The organism is Nocardia sp. NPDC050630 (assembly GCF_044457245.1).
Taxonomy (GTDB): Bacteria; Actinomycetota; Actinomycetes; order Mycobacteriales; family Mycobacteriaceae; genus Nocardia.
On record NZ_JBITGN010000009.1, the window covers coordinates 290,426 to 305,499 of the forward strand.

General features: G+C 65.7%; 11 protein-coding genes. 5 read left to right on the forward strand and 6 right to left on the reverse strand.

The window, feature by feature from the left end; translation table 11 throughout:
* Window positions 1-6: 6 nt before the first annotated feature.
* Window positions 7-327, reverse strand: coding sequence for an ATP-dependent Clp protease adapter ClpS (clpS, locus tag ACIBG0_RS24000; protein WP_040687186.1), 321 nt, complete (start codon window positions 325-327; stop codon window positions 7-9).
* Window positions 328-446: 119 nt separating this feature from the next.
* Here clpS and ACIBG0_RS24005 point away from each other — a divergent pair, with 119 nt between their 5' ends.
* The 3 genes from ACIBG0_RS24005 to ACIBG0_RS24015 all read left to right on the forward strand — a co-directional run bounded on the left by ACIBG0_RS24005 (window position 447) and on the right by ACIBG0_RS24015 (window position 4,793).
* On the forward strand, window positions 447-1,742 hold the full coding sequence (locus ACIBG0_RS24005; protein WP_397035220.1) for a nicotinate phosphoribosyltransferase: 1,296 nt from the start codon (window positions 447-449) through the stop codon (window positions 1,740-1,742).
* Window positions 1,743-2,057: 315 nt separating this feature from the next.
* Window positions 2,058-2,624, forward strand: a complete 567-nt coding sequence (locus ACIBG0_RS24010) for a nicotinamidase (RefSeq protein WP_397035193.1) — start codon at window positions 2,058-2,060, stop codon at window positions 2,622-2,624.
* 123 nt (window positions 2,625-2,747) lie between these two features.
* Entirely contained in the window at window positions 2,748-4,793 is a 2,046-nt protein-coding gene (locus tag ACIBG0_RS24015; protein ID WP_397035194.1) for an ATP-dependent DNA helicase, read from the forward strand.
* A gap of 160 nt (window positions 4,794-4,953) precedes the next feature.
* On the opposite strand, the gene ACIBG0_RS24020 is transcribed toward ACIBG0_RS24015, so the two are convergent.
* The 5 genes from ACIBG0_RS24020 to ACIBG0_RS24040 all read right to left on the reverse strand — a co-directional run bounded on the left by ACIBG0_RS24020 (window position 4,954) and on the right by ACIBG0_RS24040 (window position 10,548).
* Entirely contained in the window at window positions 4,954-5,250 is a 297-nt protein-coding gene (locus ACIBG0_RS24020) for a hypothetical protein (protein ID WP_397035195.1), read from the reverse strand.
* A gap of 22 nt (window positions 5,251-5,272) precedes the next feature.
* A complete protein-coding gene (locus ACIBG0_RS24025; RefSeq protein WP_397035196.1) occupies window positions 5,273-5,818 on the reverse strand; it encodes a DoxX family protein in 546 nt (181 codons plus the stop codon).
* Between the two features lie 114 nt (window positions 5,819-5,932).
* Window positions 5,933-7,258: an NCS2 family permease gene (locus ACIBG0_RS24030; protein WP_397035221.1), complete on the reverse strand. Its 1,326-nt coding sequence runs from the start codon at window positions 7,256-7,258 to the stop codon at window positions 5,933-5,935.
* Window positions 7,259-7,590: 332 nt separating this feature from the next.
* On the reverse strand, window positions 7,591-10,161 hold the full coding sequence (glgP, locus tag ACIBG0_RS24035; protein WP_397035197.1) for an alpha-glucan family phosphorylase: 2,571 nt from the start codon (window positions 10,159-10,161) through the stop codon (window positions 7,591-7,593).
* A 114-nt stretch (window positions 10,162-10,275) separates the two neighbouring features.
* Complete coding sequence (locus tag ACIBG0_RS24040; RefSeq protein WP_397035198.1) at window positions 10,276-10,548, reverse strand: hypothetical protein; 273 nt, start codon at window positions 10,546-10,548, stop codon at window positions 10,276-10,278.
* A 70-nt stretch (window positions 10,549-10,618) separates the two neighbouring features.
* Here ACIBG0_RS24040 and ACIBG0_RS24045 point away from each other — a divergent pair, with 70 nt between their 5' ends.
* The gene (locus tag ACIBG0_RS24045; protein WP_397035199.1) at window positions 10,619-12,625 is read left to right on the forward strand and encodes a maltotransferase domain-containing protein; all 2,007 of its coding nucleotides are present in this window, start codon (window positions 10,619-10,621) and stop codon (window positions 12,623-12,625) included.
* Window positions 12,622-14,778, forward strand: a complete 2,157-nt coding sequence (gene glgB / locus ACIBG0_RS24050; RefSeq protein ID WP_397035200.1) for a 1,4-alpha-glucan branching protein GlgB — start codon at window positions 12,622-12,624, stop codon at window positions 14,776-14,778. Before ACIBG0_RS24045 ends, glgB begins: the two co-directional genes overlap by 4 nt.
* Window positions 14,779-15,074 lie beyond the last annotated feature (296 nt).

A 15,074-nucleotide genomic window follows, 5' to 3' on the forward strand; every position in this document is an offset into this window, starting at 1 on the left:
TACCGGTCAGTCGTCCCGCTGCATGGTCGCCCAGAGCCCTGCGGCGTGCAGCCGTCGTACGTCCTGTTCCATTTTGTCCCGCGAGCCCGACGACACCACTGCCTTGCCCTCGTTGTGCACCTTGAGCATCAATTCGGTCGCCTTCGCTTTGCTGTAGCCGAACAGCTTCTGGAAGATGTAGGCGACGTAGTGCATGAGGTTGACCGGGTCATCCCAGACGACCGTCACCCACGGACGGTCCTCGGCCTCCAGGATCTCGGTGTATTCGACCGCCTCCGGAGTCGCCTGTGCCGCCGACAGTGTCGCGTTCACTTCGCACAAGGCCATAACACTCAGGGTACGACGCGACTCCGGATACACAACACCCGCGCACCACGAATTGACAGACACCCCGGCCACACCGGCCTATCATGCCTCCACGCCTGTCTACAGTGGCTTGGGTGGACATGCGCAGCACCGCACTGCTGACCGATCAGTACGAACTGACCATGCTCGCGGCCGCCCTCGGCGACGGCTCGGCGCACCGCCGCTGCACCTTCGAGGTGTTTGCGCGGCGCTTGCCGAATGGTCGCCGCTACGGCGTGGTCGCGGGTACCGGCCGACTGATCGAAGCGCTGGCGCATTTCCGTTTCGAGGAGCCCGAGCTCGATATCGCGGCCGGTTTCCTGGACTCGAAGACCATCGATTGGCTGCGCGAATACCGCTTCACCGGCGATATCGACGGCTATCCGGAGGGCGAACTGTATTTCCCGGGCTCCCCGATTCTTTCGGTGCGCGGCAGCTTCGCCGAATGCGTCCTGCTGGAGACCCTCGCCCTGTCGATCCTCAATCACGACAGCGCGATCGCCTCGGCCGCCGCCCGCATGGTGAGCGCCGCAGACGGCCGTCGGATCATCGAGATGGGCTCGCGCCGCGCCCACGAACTCGCGGCGCCGTCCTGCGCGCGCGCGGCGTATCTGGCGGGCTTCGACGCCACCTCCAATCTGGAGGCCGTGCGCCGCTTCGGCGTGCCCGGTGCGGGCACCAGCGCGCATGCGTTCACTCTCTTGCACAGCGCCGCGGACGGGGCGCATGAGGCGGCGGCGTTTCGTAGTCAGATCGAGGCGCTCGGCATCGGCACCACACTGCTGGTCGACACTTTCGATATCACCCAGGGGGTGGCGACCGCCATCGAGGTCGCTGGACCCGAATTGGGCGGTGTACGTATTGATTCGGGTGATCTCGGCGTACTGGCCAGGCAGGTGCGCGAGCAACTCGACGGACTCGGCGCGACCAAGACCCGCATCGTGGTCTCCGGCGATCTGGACGAGTACGCGATCGCCGCATTGCGCGCCGAACCAGTGGACGCCTATGGGGTCGGGACGTCGCTCGTCACCGGGTCCGGCGCGCCCACGGCCGGAATGGTCTACAAATTGGTCGAGGTGGACGGGCTGCCGGTCGCCAAACGCAGCAGCCACAAGGAGTCGCGCGGCGGCACCAAGAAGGCGATTCGGCTGTCACGCCGGACCGGTACCGTGGTCGAGGAGATCATCTATCCGGCCGCCGGAACCCGGCCCGCCGCAAACGGATTCGAGGTTCACGAGCTGCTGACACCGCTGGTTCGCGACGGCGAACCGGTGGATGAGCTGCCCACGCTGGCGGACAGCCGCAAGTTGGTGGCGCGCGGTTTGGTCAGCCTGCCGTGGGAGGGCCTGAAACTGTCGGCTGGGGAACCTGCGATTCCGACGACATTTGTGACCTGACCCGGACGGCTTCGGCGTGTCCTCGCTTGGCCAGCCATTCCACGAAGGAGATCGCTACCAGCACGATCAGGAAGCCTTTGATCAGCAGCGGCACCCAGTCACCGACCCCATCGGGTCGATCGCCGAGCAGAACAGCGGTGACGAGATAGGCCGTGTAACCGATCAAGAGTGCGATCGGAATTCTGACGGTACTGCGCACGTGGACCTCCGTGTGTTCGTGGCCCGCCCGATCGATCAGGCGGCACAATGTAATCCACAGACAGGGGCCCGAGTGTTTACACCTTCGGTCTTAGATCCTGGGAAAGTGAGGTCGACATGAACCGAGCCTTGATCATCGTCGACGTGCAGAACGATTTCTGCGAGGGCGGATCACTTGCCGTCACCGGCGGGGCGACGGTCGCCCGGCGCATCACCGGCTACCTGGACTCCGCGCATTACAGTGCGGTCGTCGCCACCCGCGACTACCACATTGATCCAGGCGGCCATTTCTCCGAACATCCGGATTACGTGGACACCTGGCCGCCGCACTGCCGGGTCGGCACATCCGGCGCGGATTTCCACCCCGCCCTGAATACCGAACAGATCCAGGAGATCTTCTCCAAGGGCCAATACAGCGCCGCCTATTCGGGTTTCGAGGGCGCCACCGAGGACGGCACCACCCTGGCGGACTGGCTGCGTGAGCGCGCCATCGATGAACTCGACATCGTCGGAATCGCCACCGACCACTGCGTCCGCGCCACCGCGCTGGACGCCCGCATCGAAGGGTTCGACACCCGAGTACTACTGGACTTCACCGCGGGCGTAGCCCCCCACACCACCACCGCCGCACTAGATCGCATGCGTGCGGCAGGCGTGGACATCGAAGGTTCGGTCGTTCGCTAGCGCAGAGCGTCCACCCCGACCTGCCGCAGGACACGCCGGGTGCGCGTTTGGAAGGTGTGCGAAGCAGGGCGTGGATCCGATCGGGCGGTGATTGGTGTCGGTACGAAGCAGTAGGCTCGTCGGGTGCCTGAACTGCCGCCCGTCTCCGAGCTTTTGGCCACCGCCGTGCGCGCGCTCGGTGGGAAGGAGCGCGTCGGGCAGGTGACGATGGCGGCTGCGGTGGATCACGCCATCGATACCAAGGAGCACCTCGCGGTGCAGGCGGGCACCGGGACCGGGAAGTCGCTGGCATATCTGGTGCCGAGTCTGCGTCATGCGGTGCGCACCGGCCGGACCGTGGTGGTGTCGACCGCGACGATCGCGCTGCAGCGTCAGCTCGTCGACCGGGACCTGCCGCGACTGGCCAAAGCGCTGAGCAAACCGCTCGGCCGGGAAGCGAAGTTCGCGATCCTCAAGGGGCGCAACAACTATCTGTGCCTGAACAAGATCAACAGCGTGATTCCGGACGAACCCGCGGAGGCCGAACTCTTCGACGCATTCGCCATCTCACGCTTGGGCCGGGAGGTGCAGCGGCTCAATGAATGGGCCTCGAATACCGAAACCGGCGATCGGGACGAGCTCGCTCCCGGCGTCACCGATCGGGCCTGGCGGCAGGTCAGCGTGTCGTCGCGGGAATGCCTCGGCAAGTCGCGCTGCCCGTTCGGCCAGGACTGCTTCGCCGAACTGGCCAGGGCCGAATCGGCGCAGGCCGATGTGGTGGTGACCAATCACGCCCTGCTCGCCATCGACGCGATCAGCGGCATCCAGGTGCTGCCCGAACACGATGTGGTCGTCATCGATGAGGCGCACGAATTGGTCGATAGGGTCACCGGCGTTGCCACCGCCGAACTGGCCGCATCGGCGATCAGCGCCGCGGCCCGGCGCTGCGCCAAACTCATCGATCAGCAGGAAGTTGACCGGTTAGAGGAGGCCGCAGAGGCCTGGCACACCGTGCTCGACGAGCTGCCCACGGCCCGCTGGGACGCACTGCCCGATGGCATCGCGCCGGTGCTCGCACTGGTCCGCGACGCCGCCTGGAATGCCCGCACTGCGCTCGCGCCACAGGGCGGCACCACCGCACCGGGCGATCCCGAGAGCGCCGCCGCTCGCACCCAGGCGCTGGCCGCCATCGATGAGGTGCACGACAGCGCGGTGCGCGCGTTGACCGCATTCGACGAATCCGATCCCGCCAAGCGTCACGATGTCATCTGGCTCGCGGCCGACGAGATCCGCGGCGTCACCCGGCGCACGCTGCGCATGGCGCCGCTGTCGGTGGGCGGACTACTGCGCAGCCGACTTTTCGGCACCGCCACCGTTGTGCTGACCTCGGCCACACTGCAGATCGGCGGCTCCTTCGACGGCCTCGCTATCACCTGGGGGTTGCCCGCACAATCGACCAACCGCAGCGATACCGCGACCGCCAACGGCGCCGAAGCGCCCTCGGACACGGAGACCGTGCGCTGGAGTTCGCTCGATGTCGGCTCGCCGTTCGATCATGCCAAGTCGGGAATCCTGTACGTCGCGAAGCATCTGCCCGCCCCCGGCCGCGACGGTCTGGCACCGGCCTACCTCGATGAGATCGAGCGGCTGATCAGTGCCGCTGGTGGGCGCACGCTCGGGCTGTTCTCCTCGATGCGCGCCGCACGCGCGGCCACCGACGCGCTGCGCGAGCGGCTCGATACGCCAGTTCTGTGTCAGGGTGACGATGCGACCGGCGCGCTGGTGCGCAAGTTCGCCGACGACCCGGAGACCTCACTTTTCGGCACACTGTCGCTGTGGCAGGGCGTCGATGTGCCGGGCCCGTCGCTGAGTCTGGTGATCCTGGATCGGATCCCGTTCCCACGCCCCGACGATCCGCTGCTGACCGCGCGACAGCGAGCCGTCGAGTCGCGCGGTGGCAATGGCTTCATGACCGTCGCGGCCAATCACGCCGCACTGCTGCTGGCCCAGGGCACCGGCAGGCTCTTGCGCAGCGTCGATGACCGCGGTGTCGTCGCGATCCTGGATTCCCGTTTGGCGACCGCGCGCTACGGCGGCTATCTGCGGGCCTCACTCCCGCCGTACTGGGAGACCGCCGATCCCGAAGTCGTCACCAAAGCGCTGCGGCGACTCGCCGCCGCAAGCGCCTGAGCTGCACCAACTGTGAAGACACTCACAAAGGCTGCCGATATTTCCAGGCAGAAGTAAATTGAGAATCGATACTTCGGTGCAACCCCAATTCCCGCACCGGATGTATCGGCGGTCCCCGCGCTAAGCCCTGCACGCGGCGCGGGGACACCGCGCATCCCTGTCACGGCTTGTCCACACCTGAGACCGTTCCCCAATGGCGCACTAGCCAGATATCGACACCCTCGGCGAATTCTTGAGCAGCGCAAGTTCTTTGGATGATTGCCGGGCGATCTTCGCACGCGCCGAAGCCGACCTCAGCGGACGCATCCTCGACCACCCGGGCGGCGCAGCAGGTCTTACCGCAGAGCGAGTCAGCCGAGATGATCTGATCGCACCTGCGAATAGACCTGCACGCCAAGGTCATCCGCTCATAGCGGCGGGAAACCGTCTCCGCGGCGCAACGCCCCTGCTCGGTCACCGCGCCGCGACCTGTTACGAGCTCAGAGCGTCCACTTGAGGATCAAGGTGATGACAGCAGCGACCACGGCCACCGCGATGGCGGCCCCACCCCACACAACGCCCTGACGCTGCCACGGACGGCCGTGATCGAGGGCGAACTTGCCGGGGCCGGTGAAAGCGACAGCCGCACCGACGGCGGCGAACAGCACAGGCATTTCGTAGCCCTTACCGGTCAGCAGGCCGCCACCCCAGGTGGCATTTATCGCATTGATCATGGTGCCGAGCACAATTGCCGAGGCCAGCGGCGTCAGCAGGCCGAGCAGCAGCAGAATGCCACCGGTGAATTCGCTGAGTCCGGCGAGGGTGCCGAACACTTTTCCGGGGTTGTAGCCCATGGAATCGAAGGCGGCGGCGTTGGCGCTCCAACCCATGCCGCTGAACCAGCCGAATAGTTTCTGAGCACCGTGGGCCGCGAGCAGGCCGCCGAAGACGACGCGCAGCACCAGGAGGCCGATATCGGCGGCGGAGTTGTCGAGGGTCGTGGCACTCGGATCGGTGGGGCGTCCGAGCGTGCGGTTGGTATTCATGCTGGTCCTCATCCGTGCATCGGTTATGAACACATGACTTACTTAGCCTCGGCAATGAATCGGACTGCGGTCCGATTATCGCACAGAGCGACCCAACCGCGCGATAGGTGCGACTTATTCCGCGAGAAAGAAGAAATACCCGAGGAACATCCCCATCAGCGCCCACATCGCCGGATGCACCTCTTTGACGCGTCCCTTCGCGACCATGACGATCGGATAGAACAACATGCCCATCGCGAGTCCATTCGCGATCGAGTAGGTCAACGGCATCATGACTACGGTGATGAAAGCCGGAATCGAGTACTCCAGCCGATTCCAGTCGATCTCGCCGAGCGCGCGGGCCATCAGCACGCCGACCACGATCAACGCGGGTGCGGTAATGGCCGCCGAACCGGCGACCACGGCAAAGATCGGGTAGCAGAACATGGCGACCAGGAACCAGCCCGCGGTAGTCACGGCGGTCATGCCGGTCCGTCCGCCAGCGGAGACGCCTGCGGTCGATTCGACATAGGCGGTGGTGGTCGAGGTGCCGATGACCGCGCCCGCCATGGTGCCCACCGAGTCCGCGGCAAGTGCGCTGGCCGCGCGCGGCAGTTTGCCGTCCTTGTCGAGCAGTCCGGCCTGGTTCGCGACGCCGATCAGGGTGCCGGAACAGTCGAAGAAGTCGACGAAGAGCATGGTGAGAATTACGACCGCCATCTGGCCGGTGAACGCATCGGGCAGGTGGATGATCGCTTGGCCGAAGGTGTGCTCGAGCCCCTTCGGCATCGCGACGACGCCCGTGGGCAGATCGACCAGACCGCTGATGACGCCCACGATGGCCGTGAGCACGATGCCGTAGAGCACCGCCCCGTGCCAACCGATGACCAGAAACACCACAGTCATCACGAGACCGAACAGCGCCAACAGCGTGGTGCCCTTGGTGAAGTCGCCGAGCGTGACAAGAGTGGCCTCGCTATTGACCACGATGCCGGCGTTCTTCAGGCCGAGGAATGCCACGAACATGCCGATGCCCGCACCGACCGCCAGCTTCATCTGCATCGGAATCGCATTGAGGATGCGTTCACGCACCTTGGTGATCGCGAGTACGAAGAAGATCACCCCGGACAGGAAGGTCCCCGATAGCGCCACCTGCCACGGGATCCCCATTCCGAGCACGACCGAATAGGCGAAGAAGGCATTCAGGCCCATACCCGGTGCGAGCGCGATCGGATATTTGGCCCACACCCCCATGACCAATGTGCCGAAGACCGCGGCGACGGCCGTCGCGGTGAAGACCGCCTGCATGGGAATGCCTCTGGCGCCGAGCGCGCCCTCGTCGCCGAGGACCGATGGATTCACGGCGAGCACATAGGACATGGCGAGGAAGGTGATGGTTCCGGCCATCAGCTCGCGTTTCATGGTCGAACCGTTCGAACTGATGCCGAAGTACGCGTCCAGGCGTCCTCGGGTTCGCGTCAGCACGTCGGTGACCATAGGGCTCTCCAGTCGAAAAGAGTACGGGGTGCCAGGGCACGGTAGCCGACAATTCACTGGTCACCCATGGTCAGGTGTCAGTTTCCGTGAGCTGAGTCACGGTAGCCATCTCGGAAAGATCGATTGCCGCGCACCGAACTGACAGTCCTGGTAGCGAACGACTCCACCATGAAAGTCGAGCAATTCTCCGACCACACCGGCGGCACGCTCAGTACTCGCAGCTTCGTCGCCGAAAGCCCGCTCGGGCCCCGATAGTCCTGGTTCAACCCGAACTCAGCGTAGGTCCCGGCCTCGCGTCACCCGTTCGGAGCGATTACCAGGCCCAGTTCGGAATCGCTGGCAAGCAATTCGTTGTGCGGGAGGACGCGGACCGTGTAGCCGACGGCACCGGACAGGGGGACCGGGGTTTCGACGGTGAAAAGGTCTACGCCGGACTCGGATCCGGTGTGCCTCATCGGGAAGGTGGCGGTGTCAGAGAGGTCGTCGGTCGGTGAGACTCGGCCGAGTACCGCTTGGACGGACACGTCGGAGGGGGTCAGGCCACCGAGATCGATGCGGGCGGCGAGGGAGAGTTCGGCGCCGATGATCGGGGTGTCGGGCAGGCCCGCACTGTCGACCTGGATGATCTTGACCGAGGACCAAGCCGCCTCGACTCGACGGCGGTACTCCGAAACCGCTCGGGCACCAGCGAATTCGTCGGCGGCCGCACGTCGACCGGCGGATGCGGCGGGGGCGTAGTACCCGACGGCATAGTCGCGAACCATGCGCGAGGCCAGCACCTTCGGGCCGAGTGTTTGCAACGTGTGACGCACCATCTCGACCCAGCGCACCGGCATATCCGAGCCATCGCGATCGTAGAAGCGCGGCGCGACGGTGCGTTCGAACAGATCGTAGAGGGCGGCGGCCTCGAGGTCGTCGCGGCGACGTTCATCGGAGACGCCGTCGGCCGTCGGTATAGCCCAACCGTTTTCGCCGTCGTACATCTCATCCCACCAGCCGTCGCGGATGGAGAGGTTGAGTCCGCCGTTGAGCGCGGACTTCATACCCGAGGTGCCGCAGGCTTCCAGCGGACGCAGCGGGTTGTTCAGCCAGACATCACAGCCCCAGTACAGGTAGCGGGCCATGGAGATGTCGTAGTCGGGCAGGAAGACGATGCGATGACGCACTTCCGGATCGTCGGAGAACCGCACGACCTGCTGGATCAGTGTCTTGCCGCCATCGTCGGCAGGGTGACTCTTACCCGCGACGACCAATTGCATCGGCCGATCGGGGTCCAGCAGTAGCGCACGCAAGCGCTGCGGATCACGCAACATCAGGGTCAGCCGCTTGTAGGTCGGCACCCGGCGCGCAAAACCAACGGTCAATACATTCGGATCGAAAACGCTGTCGACCCAACCCAACTCAGCCGAGGCCGCACCGCGCGCCAGCCAGGACGCGCGCACTCGGCCGCGCACCTCGGCAACGAGGGTGGCGCGCAGGGTATTCCGGGTCGACCACAGTTCACCCAGGTCGAAGTCGCGCAGCTTCTCCCAGCCACGCGCCTCCTCGACCAGCTCGGGTCCGATGTGTTCGCGTGCCTTGTCGAACCATTCACGCGCGGCCCAGGTCGGGGCGTGCACACCGTTGGTGACCGAACCGATCGGTACCTCGGTCGCGTCGAAGCCCGGCCACAGCGGCGCGAACATGGCGCGACTCACCTCGCCGTGCAATTTGGAAACACCATTGGCGCGCTGGGCGAGTCGCAAGCCCATATGCGCCATATTGAATACCGATGGATCGGCTTCACGACCGAGTGCGACAATGCGGTCGACGGAAAGCCCTGGCAGCATGGCGGATTCGGATTCGCCGTGACCACCGCCGAAATACCTGCGCACCAACGGCATCGGGAACCGGTCGATACCAGCTGGCACCGGCGTATGCGTGGTGAACACGGTCGCCGCCCGCACCGCGGTGAGCGCGGTATCGAAATCCAATCCGGCTGAGACGAATTCACGGATCCGCTCGACACCGAGGAATCCGGCGTGGCCCTCGTTCATATGGAACACATCGGGATCCGGCACCCCGGCGGCTCGTGTATAGGCGCGCACCGCCCGCACCCCACCGATACCGGCGAGGATCTCCTGCTTGATTCGATGGTCCTGATCACCGCCGTAGAGCCGGTCGGTGACCGCGCGCAGTTCCGGACCGTTTTCGGCGATATCGGAATCCAGCAGCAGCAAAGGCACCCGCCCGACCTGCGCGATCCATACCCGCGCCCGCAGCACCCGCTGATCGGGCATGGCCACATGGATCAGCACCGGCGAACCTTCGGTGGTCAGCAGCCGCAATGGCAGCCCCTGCGGATCCAGCGCCGGATAGTGCTCGGCCTGCCAACCGTCCGCGGTCAGCGACTGCCGGAAGTAGCCGGACCGGTAGAGCAATCCGACGCCGATCAGCGGCAGCCCCAGATCCGATGCGGACTTCAGGTGATCACCGGCGAGGATCCCGAGACCACCCGAATAGTTCGGCAGGACCTCGGTGACTCCGAATTCCATCGAGAAATAGGCGATACCGCGCACGGGCTCGTCGGTCTGCCGCTGGAACCAGCCCGGCCGCGTCAGGTAATCGCGCAGATCCGCGGCCGCGGCATCCACTCGCCCGACGTAGTCCGCATCGGCGGCGAGCTCGTCCAGCCGTGCCGCGGGCACCTCGCCCAGCATCCGCACCGGATCGTGGCCGAGCTCGCGCCACAGCGCAGGATCGAGCTCCGCGAACAGATCCTGGGTAGGCCAATGCCACGACCAACGCAGATTCGTGGAAAGTTCACCCAGGGCCGCCAAACGCTCGGGCAGATGGGCACGGACGGTGAAACGACGGAGTGCCTTCACGTGCCGAACCCTACCGAATGCCGCGACCCCCGGTCGCTCCAGCCGCCCAGGTCACTTGACCAAATGCGTCGCCTCCGCGATCAGGGTCAATGGGAGGGCGGCAGACCCCGACCATCAGACCACATGCAGCCGCACCGCAGGGTCGAGGGCGGCGAGGTCGTCGGGGTCGGAGGTGACGACCATGATCGACTGCACAGCACGAGCAAGCACGATCGCGTGTGCATCGACCACATCAGCGGTGCCAGTGGCGGCCAGCAAGGCGCCGACCGCGATACCGCCTGGTGCATCGGCATCGTGGTTGCCGCGGATCGTGCTGGGACCTGGCTGCGACGAACCGGAAATTCCGCCAGCGCGTGGAGCGCGCGCTCGGCGCGATCTTGGTCGCACTCGGTCTCGGTCTGGCGGCCGACGCACGCTGATCCCGTCCAACCGCCCCGCACCCGGTAGGTTGGTCGACGTGACCGGCCGCATCGCAATCGATGACACCGCCCCCGCGATATGGCTGCGCGACAGCTCGGCCAAGGCCGTGGTCGGCGAGGTCTTTCCGGTGCGCACCGTGGTCTGGCGCGAGGGCCATGACGCCGTCTCCGCCACGCTCGCGGTGCGCGGCCCCGGCTCGTCGCGGATCACCCGCATTCGCATGACGCCGGACTATGAACCGGATGTCTTCAACGCCACCTTCGTGCCCAACCTGCCCGGCACGTGGACCTACCGCATCGAGGGCTGGAGCGATCCGATCGCCACGTGGCGGGCGGCGGTGGAAGCCAAGCTGGCAGTCGGACAGAGCGCCGCCGACCTCGCCAACGACCTCGAACTCGGCGCCCGGCTGTTCGAGCGGGCCGCGCAGGCGGTGCCCAAGAAGCAGTTCGAGCGCTTGCGCGCGGCCGCGACGGCATTGCGCGCCGATGCACAGCTACCCGCTCGGGTCGCCCCCGCCTTCAGCGCTGAGGTCGCCCAGATTCTGCGCGATACGCCCTTGCGGGACTTTGTCACTCGCGGCCCGCAGCATTCGGTGCTGGTGGAACGTCAACGCGCGCTGTACGGCTCGTGGTACGAATTCTTCCCGCGCTCGACCGGCGGCCGCGATGCCGAGGGCAACCCGATCCACGGTAACTTCGCCACCGCCGCAAAAGAATTGCCGCGTATCGCGGGCATGGGCTTCGATGTGGTCTATCTGCCGCCGATCCACCCGATCGGTGAGATCAACCGCAAGGGCCGCAATAACGCGCTCGCCGCCGAACCCGGTGACGTCGGATCGCCGTGGGCGATCGGGTCGAGGCAGGGCGGGCACGACGCAATCCATCCCGAACTCGGCAGCACCGCCGACTTCGCCGAATTCGTCGCCACCGCAACCGAACTCGGCCTGGAGGTCGCCCTCGACCTGGCGCTGCAGTGCGCACCGGATCATCCGTGGGTCGCCGCGCATCCGGAGTGGTTCACCACCCTCCCGGACGGCACCATCGCCTACGCCGAGAATCCGCCGAAGAAGTACCAGGACATCTACCCGGTCAACTTCGACAACGATCCGGACGGGCTGTACGCGGAAGTGCTTCGCGTCGTCCGGCACTGGATCAGCTTGGGCGTCAAGATCTTCCGTGTCGACAACCCGCACACCAAGCCAGCCGATTTCTGGGAATGGCTGATCGCGACGGTGCGGCGCACCGATCCGGACGTGATCTTCCTGTCCGAGGCATTCACCCGACCGGCCCGGCTCTACGGACTGGCCCGCCGCGGATTCAGCCAGTCCTATACGTATTTCACCTGGCGCGTCGCCAAATGGGAGCTGACCGAATTCGGCAACGAACTGGCCGCCAAGGCCGACGAGGCCAGACCGAACCTGTTCGTCAACACTCCCGACATCCTGCACGAAAGCCTGCAGCACGGCGGGCCCGGGATGTTCGCCATCCGCGCGGTGCTGGCCGCGACGATGGGCCCGACCTGGGGTGTCTACTCCGGATTCGAACTCTTCGAGCATCAGGCGGTGCGCCCGGGCAGCGAGGAATACCTGGACTCGGAGAAGTACGAGCTGCGCCCGCGCCCGTTCGCCGAGGCGCTCGCGCGCGGAGAATCCTTGGAGCCGTGGATTACTCGACTCAACGAGATCCGCCGTGCGCATCCGGCACTGCAGCAGTTGCGCTGCATCCACTTCCATCACGTCGACAACGACGCACTGCTGGCCTATTCCAAGGTCGATCCGGTCAGTGGTGACGCAGTGCTGGTCGTGGTGAATCTGAATCCCTATGGGGCCGAATGGGGCATGATCTCGCTCGACCTGCCCGCCATCGGCCGCGAATGGCACGACCATCCGGTGGTATTCGACGAGGTCAGCGGCGAGGAATACCACTGGGCGCAGACCAATTACGTGCGCCTGGATCCGGCACGCGCGGTAGCCCACATTCTCACGCTGCCCGCGGTACCACAGCAGGCGCGCGCGGAATTGGCCTTCCGGAGGACATTTCGATGAAACGTCGCGATCTCATGCTGCTCGCGGCGGGCACCCACACCGATCCGCATACCGTGCTCGGCGCGCATCCGCATCCCGACGGCACGATCGTCCGGGTATTGCGCCCGCATGCCGATACGGTGTTCGCCAGGGTCGGTGGCGTCGACCATCCGCTGAAGTCCTTGGGGCACGGCATTTTCGCCGGTGTCGTACCGCATCCGGACCTGATGGACTACCGCATCGTCACCAATTACCAAGGCGGACAGACGATCATCAGCGCGGACGGCTACCGATTTCTGCCCACGGTCGGTGAGTTGGATCTGCATCTCATCGGCGAGGGCCGCCACGAACACCTGTGGGCGGTGCTCGGCGCGCACCCGCGCCACTACACCACGCTAGACGGCGAGGTGGACGGGACATCGTTCGCCGTCTGGGCACCGAATGCCCGGGGTGTCACCGTGATCGGCGATTTCGACGAGTGGAGCGGGAATACCGCACCGATGCGTTCGCTCGGATCCTCGGGGGTCTGGGAAGTTTTCGTGCCGGGGGTCGGTGTCGGCACCAAGTACAAGTTTCGGGTGCACGGCGCGGACGGACGCACCGTCGATCATGCCGATCCGCTGGCCTTCGCGACGGAGTTGCCCCCGGCGACGGCATCGGTGGTCACCGAAAGCAACTACGTCTGGTCCGACGGTGATTGGGTCGCGACTCGCGAACGCACCGACCCGGCCCGCGCCCCGATGAGTGTCTACGAAGTGCACCTGGGCTCCTGGCGTCCCGGCCTCGGCTACCGCGAATTGGCCGAGCAGCTCGCGGATTACGTGCGCGCGGCCGGATTCACCCATATCGAACTGCTGCCGATCGCCGAGCACCCGTTCGGCGGCTCCTGGGGCTACCAGGTCACCTCGTATTACGCGCCCACCGCCCGCTTCGGCACCCCCGACGATTTCCGGGCCTTCGTCGACCGCATGCACGCGGCAGGCATCGGCGTTCTGCTCGACTGGGTGCCCGCCCACTTCCCCCGTGACGAATGGGCGCTCGCACGGTTCGACGGCACCGCGCTCTACGAGCACGCCGATCCGCGCCGCGGCGAGCAACTCGACTGGGGGACCTATATTTTCGATTTCGGCCGCAATGAGGTGCGCAACTTTCTAGTGGCCAATGCGCGGTACTGGATCGAAGAATTCCATATCGACGGACTGCGCGTCGACGCGGTCGCGTCCATGCTGTACCTGGATTACTCACGCGCCGAAGGCGAATGGGAACCCAATGTGCACGGCGGCCGAGAGAATCTGGAGGCCGTCGACTTCCTCCAGGACCTCAACGAAACCGTGCACCGCCACCATCCCGGCGTCGTCACCATCGCCGAGGAATCCACCACCTGGCCCAGTGTCACCCGCGGTGCCGATGTCGGCGGTCTCGGCTTCACCATGAAGTGGAATATGGGCTGGATGCACGACACCCTGGGCTATCTGGGACGCGATCCGATCCACCGATCCTGGCACCACAACGAGATCACCTTCTCGCTGGTGTACGCGTGGAGCGAGAACTATGTGCTGCCGATCAGCCACGACGAGGTCGTGCACGGTAAGGGCACGCTCTGGACCAGAATGCCCGGCGACGATTTCGCCAAGGCGGCGGGAGTGCGCGCACTGCTGGCCTATATGTGGTCGCACCCCGGTAAGCAATTGCTGTTCATGGGCCAGGATTTCGGTCAGTTCCGGGAATGGTCACACGATCGTGGCCTGGACTGGCACGAACTGGAAAACCCGCTGCACCAAGGAATTACCGCCGCTGTCCGGGATCTGAACGCGGTCTACCGCACCCGTCCCGCGCTATGGAGCCAGGACACCAGCCCCGGCGGCTACTCCTGGGTCCAGGCCGACGATCGCGAAAACAATGTGATCGCCTTCCTGCGCTACGGCTCCGACGGTTCGGTCATCGCCTGCATCTTCAACTTCTCCGGCTCGGTGCACGGCGAATACCGCGTCGGCCTGCCGACGGCGGGCACCTGGCGCGAAATCCTCAATACCGACGCCGCCGAATACGGCGGCTCCGGCATCGGAAACCTGGGCGGCGTCAAGGCGACCGATGAGCCATGGCACGACCGACCCGCTTCGGCCACCGTGGCGCTGGCCCCGAACACCGCAATCTGGCTCGCACCAGAGCCATAAGCCACCGCGCGGCTAAGGCGGCAGGCGGGTGGGTTGAGGAGGCCGAGCCGCACCGTCAGCGCGGGCTTCGACCCCGTCGCGAGCCCCCGAACATCGGAATCCAGCCCGCACCAGAGCCATAAGCCACCACACGGGTAGGTCGAGCAAGCCGAGCCGCAGCGCTCAGCCCGACTTCGGCCCCAGTGGCGCTGCCCCGAACCACGATTTGGGCCGAGCCGAAGACAGACACCGCTACGCGGGTAGGTCGAGCAAGAGAACACCCCGCGGCGCTCTAGCCCGGCTTCGGCCACCATGGC

What these genes read in the sequence shown, in the direction of transcription:
- ACIBG0_RS24005 (WP_397035220.1), top strand. Translation starts at nt 447, where the DNA reads ATGCGCAGCACCGCACTGCTGACCGATCAGTACGAACTGACCATGCTC.
- ACIBG0_RS24025 (WP_397035196.1), bottom strand. Translation starts at nt 5,818, where the DNA reads ATGAATACCAACCGCACGCTCGGACGCCCCACCGATCCGAGTGCCACG.
- ACIBG0_RS24010 (WP_397035193.1), top strand. Translation starts at nt 2,058, where the DNA reads ATGAACCGAGCCTTGATCATCGTCGACGTGCAGAACGATTTCTGCGAG.
- glgB (WP_397035200.1), top strand. Translation starts at nt 12,622, where the DNA reads ATGAAACGTCGCGATCTCATGCTGCTCGCGGCGGGCACCCACACCGAT.
- clpS (WP_040687186.1), bottom strand. Translation starts at nt 327, where the DNA reads ATGGCCTTGTGCGAAGTGAACGCGACACTGTCGGCGGCACAGGCGACT.